This window comes from Variovorax sp. ZS18.2.2, assembly GCF_024701975.1.
Lineage (GTDB): Bacteria > Pseudomonadota > Gammaproteobacteria > Burkholderiales > Burkholderiaceae_C > Variovorax.
Genome location: NZ_JANLNM010000002.1, coordinates 557,939 through 571,350, shown reverse-complemented (window position 1 = coordinate 571,350; position 13,412 = coordinate 557,939). Strand labels below are relative to the sequence as shown.

The following is a 13,412-nucleotide window of genomic DNA, read 5'->3' as shown; positions in this document are numbered from 1 at the left end:
CACGAAGTGCGCCAGCTAGACTTTTTCACTCGCGTCATTCGAAAGGATTCAGATGGAAGCGGCACAGCCGGCGAAGCAGGAAGAGGGATCGGGCGTCCTGGGCGACCTGACCCGGGCGGTCGCGCGCATTGCGCAGAGCGACGGCGACTACCTGACCGCGATTCCCGAGCTCTCGCTGCACCGCCGAAGCGCCACGACCGATCCGATGCATTGCCTCTACGGCTTCGGCGTCGGCATCACCGTGAGCGGACAGAAACGGGTCGCGCTCGGCGAGGAGGTGTTCGACTATTCGGCGGGCCAATCGCTGCTGACGACCGCCGATCTGCCCGTCGTGACGCACATCACCCACGCGAGCGCCGCGCAACCCTTCATGGGCCTCATGCTCCGGCTCGATCCGCGCACCGTGGTGCAGGCAGCCGCCGAGATGGCCCTGCCCCAGCCGGGCAAGGATTCCAGCTACCGCGCCATGTCGCTCGGCGCCCTCGATACGACCCTGCTCGGCGCGGTGACGCGGCTCGTCGAACTGATCGACGAGCCCCGGTTGCTGCCGCAGCTCGCGCCGCTCTTGCAGCGCGAAATTCTCGTGCGGCTGCTCGCCGGGCGCCATGGCCCGCAACTGCAGCGCCTCGTGGCGGTCGGCTCGCCGAGCCAGCAGGTGGTGCAGAGCATGGCCTGGCTCAAGGTGAACTTCACGCAGCCCGTGCTGGCGGACGACCTGGCCGCGTCCGTGCACATGAGTCCTTCGACCTTTCGCCAGCATTTCCGCGCCGTGGCGGGCATGAGCCCGATGCAGTACCTGAAGCAACTGCGCCTGCAGGAAGCGCGGCAGCTGATGCTGAACCAGGGCATCGACGCCGGCACCGCGGGCGTGCGCGTGGGCTACGAGAGCGCCTCGCAGTTCAGCCGCGAATACGCGCGGCTGTTCGGCGCGCCGCCGCTGCGCGATATACGGCGGATGCGCGAAGCGACCTAGGGTCATCCGCGCCCCTCCCGCCGACCGGCGCGCGCCATTTGCTACCCTCGGCGCACCATGTTTTCCCGTTCCGCACCGGCCGCCGAGGCCGCTCCTTCGGCCTCGCTTGCCGCTGCGCCTTCCGGCTTGCCACGCTACGTGGCGCTCGCCGGCCCCACCGCTTCGGGCAAGACGGCCGCCGCGCTCGCGCTCGCACAACTGCAGCCGGTCGAAATCATCTCGGTCGATTCCGCGCTGGTCTACCGCGGCATGGACATCGGCACCGCCAAGCCCACCGCGGCCGAACAGGCCGCCGTGCCACATCACCTGATCGACATCCTCGATGCGCGCGAGAGCTACAGTGCCGCCGCCTTCGTGGCCGATGCGACGCGACTCATCGACGAGATCCGCGCGCGCGGCGCATTGCCGCTGCTGGTGGGCGGCACGATGCTGTATTTCAAGGCGCTGTTCGACGGCATCGACGCGATGCCCGCAGCCGATGCCACGGTGCGCGCGCGCATCGACGCACAAGCCGCCGAGCGGGGCTGGCCCGCGATGCACGCACGGCTTGCCGAGGTCGACCCCGTGACGGCCGCGCGCCTCGCACCGCAAGACAGCCAGCGCATCCAGCGCGCCCTCGAAGTGTGGGAGAGCAGCGGCCAGCCGCTCGCGAGCTTTCACGCAAGCGACAACAAGACCGCGAAGGCCGTGGACGGTGGCGTGCTCTTCTCGCTCGAACCCACCGACCGCGCCTGGCTGCACTCGCGCATCGCCGACCGCTTCGACGCGATGCTCGCCGCCGGCTTTATCGACGAGGTGAAGGCTTTGCGCGCACGCGGCGATCTCTCGACCGACCTGCCCTCGATGCGCTGCGTCGGCTACCGGCAGGCGTGGGAGATGCTCGATGCCTGCGGCACTTCCGCGCCTGACGCCAAGGCCATGGATGATCTGCGCGAACGCGGCATCGCCGCCACGCGCCAGCTCGCCAAGCGGCAGATCACCTGGCTGCGCAGCATGCCGCAGCGCACCGTGATCGCCTGCGATGCGCCCGACGCGGTGCAGACCGCCGTTCAACTGATCGCCAAGACCACCCAACCCGGATGACGCTGCGCATTTCCAACCTCGGCAAGCACTACGGTGAATCGCCGGTCTTCGAGAACGTGACCCTGGAGGTTCAGCCCGGCGAGTTCGTCGCCATCGTGGGCGAATCGGGCGTGGGCAAATCAACGTTGCTCAACTGCATGGCCGGCCTCGACAGTTGGGACCAGGGCACGGTGACGCACGACGGCACCGACATCGGCGCGCTCGACGGCGAAGCCTGCGCGCTCTGGCGGCGCAAGCACGTCGGCTTCGTGTTCCAGGCCTTCCACGTGCTGCCGCATCTCGATGTGGCGCAGAACGTGTCGCTGCCGCTGATGCTGCTGGGCGAGAAGAAAAAAGACGATGGCCGCGTCGCGCACATGCTCGATGCGGTCGGCCTGCCCGGCATGGGCGCGCGGCTGCCGCAGACGCTCTCGGGTGGCCAGTTGCAGCGCGTGGCGATTGCGCGAGCCCTGGTGCATCGGCCCGCCCTGCTGCTCGCCGACGAACCCACGGGCAATCTCGATCCGACCACCGCGGCAAAAGTGATGGCGCTCCTGATTGGCCAGACGCGCGAGCACGGCGCGTCGCTGGTGCTGGTGACGCACTCCGAGAGCGCGGCCGCCCGTGCAGACCGCCTGCTGCACCTGACGGCAGCAGGCATCCGCGCCTGAAGCGATTTACGCGAGCAGCGCGGCGTAGCGCGACAGGTCAACGTTGCCGCCGCTGATCACGATGCCCACGCGCTGGCCCGCGATCGCCTTGCCTGCCGCAATGGCGCCCGCAAAGGCAAGGCAACCCGTCGGCTCCACCACCATCTTCATGCGCTCGGCAAAGAAGCGCATCGCATCGACGAGCTGGTCGTCGGTCACCGTGAAGATGTCGTTCACATCGCGCTGGATGATGCCGAAGGTGTACTGGCCCAGGTGCTGCGTCTGCGCCCCGTCGGCGATGGTCTTGGGCGTTTCGATGTGCACGATCTTCCCTGTGCGAAACGACTGCTGCCCGTCGTTGCCCGCCTCGGGCTCCACGCCATGGATCTTGCAATCGGGCGACAGCGCACGCGCTGACAGTGCCGAGCCCGACAGCAGCCCGCCGCCGCCAAGACACACGAACAGGTGATCGAGCGGCCCCGTCTCCTCGATCAGTTCCTTCACCGCCGTGCCCTGCCCCGACAGCACATCCGGGTGGTCGTAGGGAGGAATCATCGTCATGCCGCGTTCTTGCGCGAGCCGCTTCGTGAGTGCCTCGCGGTCTTCGGTGAAGCGGTCGTACAGCACCACTTCGGCGCCGTAGCCCCGCGTGGCCGCGACCTTGGCGGCCGGCGCGTCCTTCGGCATGACGATCACGGCGGGCATCGACAGGAGCCGCGCCGACAGCGCGATGGCCTGCGCGTGGTTGCCCGACGAGAAAGCGATCACACCGCCCTTGCGCTGCGCCGCATCGAACTTGGAGAGTGCGTTGAACGCACCGCGGAACTTGAACGCGCCCATCCGCTGGAAGTTCTCGCACTTGAAGAAGAACTGCGCGCCCCAGCGCGCGTTGGCGGTGGTCGATTGCAGCACCGGCGTGCGGTGGGCATGGCCTTCGAGCCGCGCGGCCGCGGCGGTGACGTCGTCGTAGGTAGGGAGTTGCATGGGTCGAGCTTAGCGAAGGCTTACGTTCTTTTGCAGTCCCCATGGGTAAAAACCCGGTTGATGCGACGGCGCCGAAGTTCGTACTCTGTATACAGAGTTCAAAAGAAAGCCGCCCATGCCCGCCCAGCTCGTCAGCATCGAAGTCGCCCCCGACCTCGTCGACCAGGTCTACCGCGCCCTGCTCGGCGCCATCAGCAGTGGCTCGCTGGCGCCGGGCGAGCGCATCACGCAGGAAGACATCGCGCAGCGCCTCTCGGTGTCGCGACAGCCGGTGCTGCAGGCGCTGCGCCTCCTGAAGAAAGACGGCTTCGTGCACGACGCGCCCGGCCGCGGCGTGCTGGTGGCACCGCTCGATGCCGAGGGCATGCGCCACATCTACCAGGTGCGCGGCGTGCTCGACGTGCTCGCTGCACGGCTCGCGGCGCAGCAACGTTTTCGCATCGATCGCAAGCTCATCGAACGCGGCCGGCGCGCGGCACGCGGGCGCAATGTCGAAGCCATGATCGATGCCGACGTGGCCTTTCACCGCGCGATCTACGACGCCTCGGGCAACCCGTTGATCGGCCAGAGCGCCGACCCGCACTGGCGCCACCTGCGCCGCGCGATGGGCGCGGTGCTGCAGGCCGAGCCGCAGCGCGAATCGCTCTGGGACGAACACGAGGCCATCGCCAACGCCATTGCCGCAGGCAACGCAGACCGCGCCGCGCGCCTGAGCGAAGAACACGTCGCACAGGCCAGCGAGGCACTGGCCCGGCGCCTGACCGAACAGCAGGCCCGCAACGCCCCCACCCACACCCCTACCCACAAAGGAGACAAGGCATGAAGCTGACCCCCGAGCAACGCGCGCAGTTCGAGCGCGACGGCTACCTGTTCTTCCCCAGTCATTTCTCGCCCGAAGAGACGAAGGCGCTGACCGATGCGGTGCCCGACCTGTACAGCAAGCGCGAGGCCTTCAACGTGCGCGAGAAAGGCTCCGACGCCGTGCGCACGAACTTCGCCGCGCACCTCATCAGCGAACCCTTCGCCAGGCTCGCGCGCCATCCGCGCATGGTCGGCCCGGTGATGGACCTCTTCGAGGAAGAGGTCTACATGCACCAGTTCAAGATCAACGGAAAGATGGCCTTCGAAGGCCAGGTGTGGCAGTGGCACCAGGACTACGGCACCTGGCTCAACGACGACCTGATGCCCACCGAGCGCGCGATGAACGTCGCGATTTTTCTGGACGACGTGAACGAGCACAACGGCCCGCTGATGTTCATTCCGGGCAGCCACCGCAAGGGCGTGGTCGATGCGAAGCATGACCTCACGACCACGAGCTACCCGCTGTGGACCGTCGACAACGACCTGATCGCGCAACTCGTGGATCGCGCCGGCGGCAAGGAGGGCGGCATCGCCTCGCCCAAGGGCCCGGCCGGTTCGATGATCCTCTTCCACAGCTGCCTCGTGCACGCCTCGGGCAGCAACCTCTCGCCCTTCAACCGCGTGGCGGTGTACCTGAGCCTGTGCGCCGTCAGCAACCACATCCGCCGCCACAAGCGGCCCGAGTACATCGCGCATCGCGACTTCACGCCCATCGAGATGCTGCCCGACGACTGCCTGCGGAAGCCCTACCCCGTCGATGTGCCGTGGAAGAACGGCCTGCCCGAAAGTGCGCTCAAGACCTCGCTCGAAGTGCTCGACACCGCGGAGGCCTGACCCCATGAGCCTTTACACCCGCCTGCAGCAGCGCGCCGCCGAAGGCCGCCCCATCCGCATCGGCCTGATCGGCGCCGGCAAGTTCGGCTCGATGTACCTCGCGCAGATTCCGCGCACGCCCGGCGTGCAGCTCGTCGCGATTGCCGACCTGTCGCCCGATGCGGCGCGCATCAACCTCGAACGCGTGGGCTGGGCGCCGGGCCGCGCCGCCGCAGGCTCGGTGCAGGAAGCGCTGAAAACCGGCACCACCTGGATCACCGACGACTGGCAGGCCGTGACGCGCGAGCCCTCCATCGACATCGTGGTCGAGTGCACCGGCAATCCGGTGGCGGCCGTCGACCACTGCCTCGACGCCTTCGCGCACGGCAAGCACGTGGTCAACGTGACGGTGGAAGCCGATGCGTTCTGCGGCCCGCTGCTCGCACACAAGGCGCAGCAGGCGGGCGTGATCTATTCGCTGGCCTTCGGCGACCAGCCGGCGCTCATCTGCGACCTGGTCGACTGGGCGCGCACCTGCGGCTTCCCGGTGGTGGCGGCCGGGCGCGGCCACAAGTGGCTGCCGCACTTCACCGAATCCACGCCCGAGACCGTGTGGGGCAACTATGGCCTCACGCCCGAGCAGGCGCTGCGCGGCGGGCTCAACCCGAAGATGTTCAACAGCTTTCTCGATGGCTCCAAGCCCTCCATAGAAAGCTCGGCAGTGGCCAACGCCACCGGCCTCACCGTGCCATCGGACGGTTTGCTCTACCCGCCCGCGAGCGTGGAAGACATTCCCTTCGTCACCCGCCCGAAGAGCGAAGGCGGCGTGCTGGAGCGCAAGGGCATGGTCGAGGTGATCTCCTCGCTCGAAGCCGATGGCAGAAAAATTCCCTACGACATCCGCATGGGCGTGTGGGTCACGGTCGAGGCCGAGACCGACTACATCAAGAACTGCTTCGAGGAATACAACGCCCACACCGACCCGAGCGGGCGCTACTTCACGCTCTACAAGCGCTGGCACCTGATCGGCCTGGAGGTCGGCATGTCGGTCGCGAGCGTGGCGCTGCGCGGCGAAGCGACCGGCGTGGCCACCTGCTGGAACGCCGACGTGGTCGCCACCGCCAAGCGCGACCTCGCGGCGGGCGAGATGCTCGACGGCGAAGGCGGCTACACCGTGTGGGGCAAGCTGCTGCCGGCCGAGCGCTCACTGCGATTGGGCGGCCTGCCGCTGGGTTTGGCGCACAACGTCAAGCTCGTGCGCCCCGTGAAGAAGGGCCAGAGCCTGAGCTGGGCCGACGTGGCGATCGACACCTCGACCGCTGCCTACAAGCTGCGCAGCGAGATGGAAAACATGTTCTCGGCCTCTGTTCAAACCAAGGCAGCCTAAAGCGGTACCAGCCGAAAGGAGTAGGTAGCGCAACCGTTGCGCCAAACGGCAATCGCGTAAAAAATAATCTGCGCGACACGGACCTCCCGTGTCGAAATGACCGGCTGCGGGCCGTCATTGTGGTGAGCGCTCTTGCTCAGCAAGCTTTTCCTTCACGGAGAGACACCATGCAGTACATGTTGATGTTCTATCAGCCCGCGGCCGAATTCGAACAGCGCGAAGACGCGTCCTCAGAGGCCTATCGGTCCAGCTGGGTCGCGTATGCCGATGCGGTGCGCCAGTCGGGCGTCGCGCTCGGCGGCCACGGCCTCTTTCCGCCCATGACCGGCACCACGCTGCGCGTGCGCGGCGACAAGCGCCAGGTGCAGGACGGCCCCTTCGCCGACACCAAGGAGCAGCTCGGCGGCTACTTCGTGGTCGACGTGCCCGACCTCGACGCTGCACTCGAATGGGCCGCGCGCGCGCCCTGCGCCACCAGCGGCGGCGTGGAGGTGCGGCCGGTCTTCACAGCCACAGCGGCAACATCGTCGTGAACGATCCGGCGGCTCATCAGGCCGCCGAAAAGGCGGCGCGCGAGTCGTACGGCCGGCTGCTGGCGATTTTGTCGGCGCGCACGCACGACATCGCCGCCTCCGAAGACGCGCTTGCCGACGCCTTCGCGCGCGCGCTCGAACGCTGGCCGGCCGATGGCATTCCGGCGCAGCCCGATGCGTGGCTCCTGAGCGTGGCGCGGCACCGCAAGCTCGACGCCTGGCGCCACACCCGCGTGCAGGACCAGGCCACCCAGACCCTGCTGCTGCTGGCCGGCGAGATGGACGAGGCCAGCGCCGAGGGCACCGCCGTCCCCGACGAGCGGCTGCGCCTGCTCTTCGTCTGCGCGCACCCGGCCATCGATGCGGCGGCCCGCGCACCGCTGATGCTGCAGACCGTGCTCGGCCTGGACGCAGTGCGCATGGCCAGCGCCTTTCTCACCGCGCCCTCCACGCTCGGTCAGCGGCTGGTGCGCGCCAAGGCGCGCATCCGTGCGGCGGGCATTCCCTTCGAATATCCGCAGGCGCGCGACCTGCCGCAGCGGCTGCAGGACGTGCTCGACGGCATCTACGCCGCCTACGGCACCGGCTGGGACGACGTCGACGGCGCCGATGCGCTGCCGCGCGGCCTCACGTCCGAAGCCATCGACCTCGGCCGCATCCTCTGCCACCTGATGCCGAACGAACCCGAGCCGCTGGGCCTGCTCGCGCTGATGCTCTTCTGCGAAAGCCGCGCCGCCGCCCGGCGCAGCGAGACCGGCGCGTATGTACCGCTCGACCAGCAGGACACCTTGCGCTGGGACCCCGACCTGCTCGCGGAGGCTGAGCGGTGCCTGCGGCTGGCATCGGAAATGAAATCCCTGGGTGCCTACCAGCTGGAAGCCGCCATCCAGTCGGCCCATTGCGAGCGCCGCGTGGGCGCACCGGTGGCGCCCGAGGTGTTGGTGTCGTTGTACGAAGGCCTGCTGGCCTTGCGCCCCAGCATCGGCGCGCAGGTCAGCCGCGCTTGTGCGCTTGCGAATGCGCGCGGGCCCGAAGTCGGACTGCGGGCGCTGGAGGCTATTCCTTCGGACGAAGTGGCGAGCTACCAGCCGTTCTGGGCGGCACGGGCACACCTGCTCGCGGCTGGCGGTGCGCGTGCCGCGGCGCGGCAGGCTTATGACCGCGCGATCGGGTTGAGTGCGAATGCGGCGGTGCGGGCGTATCTCAATGCGATGTCGCAGCGGCTCTGAGCGACGCGTCTCTTCTTATTCCTGTGGCACAGCGACCGCATCGCCCACCCGCCGCCCCTCAAGCTGACTACCCCCCTGCGCCAACGTCACCCCCACCACCGCATTGCCAGCGCCCCGCTGGAACACGATCTGCGCCCCGATGGTCGCCACCGCAAAGCGGTCGGTCCCCGTCGGCGTGAGCGCGTTGTAGCCGCGCCCCGTCTCCCGCACCAGCAGCCGCCCGTTGCGCACGGTGAAGCCCAGGGCCTTGGTCTTGCTGATGCGGTACTCGCCCTTGTAGTCCTCCAGCCGCTTCGGATCGACCGGCACTTCGGTCGTCGACACCGGATAGCGGTTCTTGCCGATGGCCAGCATCACCGGCTGCAACGGCGCGCGCGCGTTGCTGCTGAGCACGATCAGCGCCTCGCCGGTGTCCGGCGCGATCAGCCACAGCGTCCGGTAGCCCTCGGTGAGGCCCGCGTGCCAGTAGGTGCGGCGCCCGCCCTCGGGGCCGCGCACCATCACCGCATAGCCGATCTCGGCGCCGTCGTAGCGCGCCAGCGGCGTGAGCATGCGCGCGGCGGCCGGGCCCAGCGGGCCGCTGGCACCGGCGAGGACGGCGCGGCTGAAGGTCATCATGTCGGCGGCCGTCGAGCGCAGCGCGCTGGCCGGCGCGTAGGCGATCATGTCCAGCAGCGGCTGACGGCGGTCGCCAGCGAAGGCCGGGGCCATGCGCGAGGCCTTGTCGCCGAGCGGGATCACGGTGTCGTTCATGCCCAGCGGCTCAGTGATGCGCGCGCGCACCAGTTCGCCCCACGAGGTGTTGTAGCGCTCGGCCAGCAGCTGCCCGAGCAGCGCCATGCCGAAGTTGCTGTACGCGGCTTCGCATGGCGCCGCCAGCGCAGTGAGCTTGATGCGCGAGAGCGCGGCCCAGAACATCGGCTTGTCGAAGCTGCGCAGCTGCTCGGCCAGCGGCGCACCACCCGTCACGCCGTCGGCCATCACGGGCATGCAGCCCGTGTGGGTGACGAGTTGCTTGAGCGTGACCGCGGCCGCCGCAGACGGCACGCCCTGGACCTTGCCCGCGAGCACCTTGCCCACGGTGTCGTCGAGCTTGAGATCGCCGCGCTCCACCGCCTGCGCGAGCAGGAGGCCGGTGAAGACCTTGGTGACCGAGCCGATCTCGAACATCGGCTGCTCGGCGCTGTTGGGCTCGATGGGGCGCGGGGGCGAAAGCGGCTCGGGGTTGTAGGCGGCGCCGTACGAGGCCTTGCCGTTGCGCAAGAGGCCGATGACCAGCGTTCCGCGTTCTGCCCCGAGTGCCGCCTTGGCCAGCACAGCCGGGTCGCTCGCGAGGGAAAGGGGTTGTTGCTGTTGCTGCTGCGGCGGCTGGAGCTGGGCGGCGGCGCTGCCGGCCAGCAGCGGGGCAAGAAGCCAGGCCGCGAACCAGCGGCGGCGCATCACCGGGAACATGGGTGTGGACAAGGCTGGGGGCAGGAGCCGCATCGTCGAATTCCTCGGGGCGTCATCGAAAGAGGCGCCATCGTGCCACGCCGATGTAACAAAGGCGTCCCACGGCCACAATCGGCGCATGCGTGCATTGCTCACCACCTTCTCCTGGCAGGAACTGCGCCACCACCCCTGGCGCAACGCAGCGGCCGTGCTGGCCGTGATGCTGGGCGTGGCGCTCGCGTTCTCGGTGCAGCTCATCAACGCCTCGGCGCTCGACGAGTTCTCCAGCGCGGTGCGCTCGGTCAACGGCCAGCCGGATCTCGAAGTGCGCGCCGTGCAGGGCGGCTTCGACGAGGCCGTGTTCGCGCAACTGGCGCGGCATCCGCAGGTGACGCTCGCGAGCCCGGTGCTCGAGTTCCAGGGCCTTGCTTTGGCCGGCGGCGAACGGCAGGTGCCGATGCGCGTGATCGGCGTCGATGCACTGGTGCTGCCCACCATCGCACCCGCGCTGATGCCGCAACCCGAAGCGGGTGCTGACCGCTTCGCGCTCTTCGCGCCGGGCCATGTCTTCCTCAACGCCGCCGCGCGCACCGTGCTCGGCCTGCCTGCGCAAGCCAGCGGCGACACCACTGAGACTGTGCAACTGCGCAGCGGCGCCACGTGGCACCGGCTCGGCGTGGCAGGCCACGTCGCCGCCACTGGCACAGCGCTCGCAGTGATGGACATCGCGGCTGCGCAAGACCTGTTCGACCAGGTCGGCCGCCTCAGCCGCATCGACCTGCGGCTCGCGCCCGGCACCGACCGCGCGGCCTTCATCGATGCGCTTCAGAAATCCCCCGGCTGGCCCGCGGGCGTGCAATTCGCGGAGCCCGGCGATGCAGCCGAGCGCGTGAGCAACCTGTCGCGCGCCTACCGCGTCAACCTCACGGTGCTGGCGCTGGTGGCGCTGTTCACAGGGGCGTTCCTGGTGTTCTCAGTGCTCGCGCTCAGCGTCGCCAAGCGGGCGCAGCAGTTCGCGCTGCTCGGCGTGCTCGGCCTCACGCCGCGCGAACGGCTGCGGCTGGTGCTGGCCGAATCGCTGGTGCTGGGCGTGATCGGCAGCGCCGCCGGCCTTGCGCTCGGCACCGCGCTCGCGGCCTTCGCGCTGCGGGTGCTGGGCGGCGACCTCGGCGGTGGGTACTTTGAAGGCGTCGCGCCCAAGCTGCATTGGAGCGGCGGCGCGGCGTTGCTGTACGGCGGGCTCGGCGTGGTGGCCGCACTGGTGGGCGGCTGGTGGCCCGCACGCGCCGCGCAGGCGCTGCCCGAGGCGCAGACGCTCAAGGGCCTGGGCGCCGCGCCCACGCAGAGCCGCAGCCACTGGCTCGCGCTCGGGCTGATCGCACTCAGCGCGGCACTGGCGAACATTCCGGCCATCGGCGGCATTCCGGTGGCGGCGTACCTCTCGGTGGCGTGCCTGCTGGTGGGCGGCATCACCGCCCTGCCCTGGCTGATCGCACTGCTGTACGACCGCATCGCGCCCGCCTTCGCCGAGCGCGTGTTGCCGATGCTCGCCATCGAACGCGCGCGGCGCATGCGCGGCACCGCGGCCGTGGCAGTGAGCGGTGTGGTCGCGAGCCTGAGCCTTGCGGTGGCGCTCACGGTGATGGTCGCGAGCTTCCGCGATTCGGTGACGCACTGGCTCGACGTGGTGCTGCCGGCCGACCTGTATGTGCGCGCCACCTCGGGTGGCCGCGGCAGCAACAGCGGCGGCACGAGCAGTACCGACACCGCCACCTTTCCGCCCGCCTTCGTGCAGGTGCTGGCCCAACTGCCCGGCGTGGCGCGCACGGGCACGCTGCGCACGCAGTCGCTGCAGCTGGATGCCTCGCAGCCGGCCGTGACGCTGATCGCGCGCAGCCTGGAAGGCAGCGCGTCGCAATCGCTGCCGCTGGTGGGATCGGCCTTGCCCGTGCCCTCGGGGCAGATCGGCATCTACGTGAGCGAGCCGATGATGGAGCTCTACGGCGCGAAGCCGGGCACCGCCTTCGCGCCGCTGGCGGCCGCGCTGTCGGCCACCGCGCTCCCCACGAAAGCCGCGCACACCTACTTCGTGGCGGGCGTGTGGCGCGACTACGCGCGGCAGTTCGGCGCGATCACGATGGATGCGCGCGACTACGAGCGCATCACCGGCCAGCGCGACGTGAGCGACATCTCGCTGTGGCTCGCGCCGGGCGCATCCGAAGGCGCCGTGCAGGCCGCGGTGCGCTCGCTCGCGGCGCGCCAGGGTGACGGATCACCCGATTCGGTCGAGATCGCCTCGGTCGGGCAGATCCGCGCGACGTCGCTGCGCATCTTCGACCGCAGCTTCGCCGTGACCTACTGGCTGCAGGCCGTGGCCATCGCCATTGGTCTCTTCGGCATCGCCGCGAGCTTCAGCGCGCAGGTGCTCGCGCGGCGGAAGGAATTCGGCCTGCTCGCGCACCTGGGGTTCACGCGGCGGCAGGTGCTGGCGGTGGTGGCGGGCGAAGGCGCGGCATGGACGGCCATCGGCGCGGTGGCCGGGCTGGTGCTTGGGCTGGCGGTGTCGGTGGTGCTCGTGAAGGTGGTCAACCCGCAGAGCTTTCACTGGACGATGGACTTGCTGGTGCCGTGGGTGCGCCTCATCGCTCTGTGCGGCGCGGTGGTGGTGGCGGGCACCGTCACCGCATGGCTGGCGGGACGGGCTGCTGCGGGCAAGGATGTGGTGCTGGCGGTGAAAGAGGACTGGTAGCCCCTCCTCTTTCAACGCTCAGAGATCCGACGTTCCGTTCCAGTCGATCAGGCCGGTGCCGCTCCAGTGGCCGAAGGAGGTCAGGTCCATCTTGGGCTGTGCGACGCGGCGCCAGATGTCGATCATGTTCACGACGCGGATGTCGTCGAACACGATCACCACATCGCGCGACAGCTTCAGCGTGGTCAGGTTGGCGAGGATGTCCGCTTCGGTGCGACCGTCCTTGGGCCCGTCGACAAAGATCAGGTCCGCCGACTCGAACAACGCGCGATGCGGCTCGATGCCGCCCGGCGTGGAGATGTCGTGGAGCACCTGACGCACGCGGCCTCCGGTGAAATCGGCAGGCGCAAGCCAGGTGTCGGCAAAACTGTCCCACGCCAGCAGGTCAAAGGTGGTCAGGGTGCCCGATGGCTGCAGGTCCTGCGCGAGCGCCAGCGTGCCCATGCCGGTGAAGGTGCCGATCTCGATCACCGTCTTCGGGTTCAGCGTGCGCACCAGCGCGGCCAGCAACCGGTAGTGCTCGCCGGGCCAGGTGTCGAACCAGTGCGGTTCCTTCGACGCGCGACCTTCGTAGATGGGCAGCGCCACGTCCATCGCCGCCGAACACGCCTGGAGGGCGATGTCCATCAGGCGCCGGCTGGGCCGGGCGGGCTCGTCATCCATGCTCGCGATGATCGAGACCTCCTTGTGGCGTGCGGGGACTTCGGCAAATTTCCGGTTGAGTTCGTCGAGGGTCATGC

General features: G+C 69.1%; 12 protein-coding genes. 9 read left to right on the top strand and 3 right to left on the bottom strand.

What is annotated here, in order from left to right; genetic code table 11:
* Positions 1-52: 52 nt before the first annotated feature.
* The 3 genes from NU688_RS13130 to NU688_RS13120 are packed head-to-tail and all read left to right on the top strand — an operon-like array spanning position 53 to position 2,706.
* Positions 53-973, top strand: coding sequence for an AraC family transcriptional regulator (locus NU688_RS13130; RefSeq protein WP_257861062.1), 921 nt, complete (start codon positions 53-55; stop codon positions 971-973).
* Positions 974-1,030: 57 nt separating this feature from the next.
* Positions 1,031-2,056, top strand: a complete 1,026-nt coding sequence (miaA, locus tag NU688_RS13125) for a tRNA (adenosine(37)-N6)-dimethylallyltransferase MiaA (RefSeq protein WP_257861060.1) — start codon at positions 1,031-1,033, stop codon at positions 2,054-2,056.
* Positions 2,053-2,706, top strand: a complete 654-nt coding sequence (locus NU688_RS13120) for an ABC transporter ATP-binding protein (RefSeq protein ID WP_257861059.1) — start codon at positions 2,053-2,055, stop codon at positions 2,704-2,706. The genes miaA and NU688_RS13120 overlap by 4 nt, the downstream gene beginning before the upstream one ends.
* 6 nt (positions 2,707-2,712) lie before the next feature.
* Here NU688_RS13120 and NU688_RS13115 read toward each other — a convergent pair whose 3' ends face one another.
* On the bottom strand, positions 2,713-3,669 hold the full coding sequence (locus NU688_RS13115; RefSeq protein ID WP_257861058.1) for a threo-3-hydroxy-L-aspartate ammonia-lyase: 957 nt from the start codon (positions 3,667-3,669) through the stop codon (positions 2,713-2,715).
* Positions 3,670-3,784: 115 nt separating this feature from the next.
* Between NU688_RS13115 and NU688_RS13110 the strand changes: the two genes are divergently transcribed.
* From NU688_RS13110 to NU688_RS13090, 5 genes are all read left to right on the top strand, one after another.
* Positions 3,785-4,492, top strand: a complete 708-nt coding sequence (locus NU688_RS13110) for a GntR family transcriptional regulator (RefSeq protein WP_257861057.1) — start codon at positions 3,785-3,787, stop codon at positions 4,490-4,492.
* The gene (locus tag NU688_RS13105; protein ID WP_257861056.1) at positions 4,489-5,364 is read left to right on the top strand and encodes a phytanoyl-CoA dioxygenase family protein; all 876 of its coding nucleotides are present in this window, start codon (positions 4,489-4,491) and stop codon (positions 5,362-5,364) included. Before NU688_RS13110 ends, NU688_RS13105 begins: the two co-directional genes overlap by 4 nt.
* Before the next feature lie 4 nt (positions 5,365-5,368).
* A complete protein-coding gene (locus NU688_RS13100) occupies positions 5,369-6,730 on the top strand; it encodes an NAD(P)H-dependent oxidoreductase (protein WP_257861055.1) in 1,362 nt (453 codons plus the stop codon).
* A gap of 167 nt (positions 6,731-6,897) precedes the next feature.
* The gene (locus NU688_RS13095; protein ID WP_257861054.1) at positions 6,898-7,263 is read left to right on the top strand and encodes a YciI family protein; all 366 of its coding nucleotides are present in this window, start codon (positions 6,898-6,900) and stop codon (positions 7,261-7,263) included.
* Positions 7,260-8,492, top strand: a complete 1,233-nt coding sequence (locus tag NU688_RS13090) for an RNA polymerase sigma factor (RefSeq protein ID WP_257861206.1) — start codon at positions 7,260-7,262, stop codon at positions 8,490-8,492. Before NU688_RS13095 ends, NU688_RS13090 begins: the two co-directional genes overlap by 4 nt.
* 15 nt (positions 8,493-8,507) lie before the next feature.
* On the opposite strand, the gene NU688_RS13085 is transcribed toward NU688_RS13090, so the two are convergent.
* A complete protein-coding gene (locus tag NU688_RS13085) occupies positions 8,508-9,977 on the bottom strand; it encodes a serine hydrolase (protein ID WP_257861053.1) in 1,470 nt (489 codons plus the stop codon).
* An 85-nt stretch (positions 9,978-10,062) separates the two neighbouring features.
* On the opposite strand from NU688_RS13085, the gene NU688_RS13080 reads away from it, so the two are divergent.
* A complete protein-coding gene (locus NU688_RS13080) occupies positions 10,063-12,672 on the top strand; it encodes an FtsX-like permease family protein (protein WP_257861052.1) in 2,610 nt (869 codons plus the stop codon).
* Between the two features lie 18 nt (positions 12,673-12,690).
* On the opposite strand, the gene NU688_RS13075 is transcribed toward NU688_RS13080, so the two are convergent.
* Positions 12,691-13,410, bottom strand: coding sequence for an O-methyltransferase (locus NU688_RS13075; protein ID WP_257861051.1), 720 nt, complete (start codon positions 13,408-13,410; stop codon positions 12,691-12,693).
* Positions 13,411-13,412: the final 2 nt, after the last annotated feature.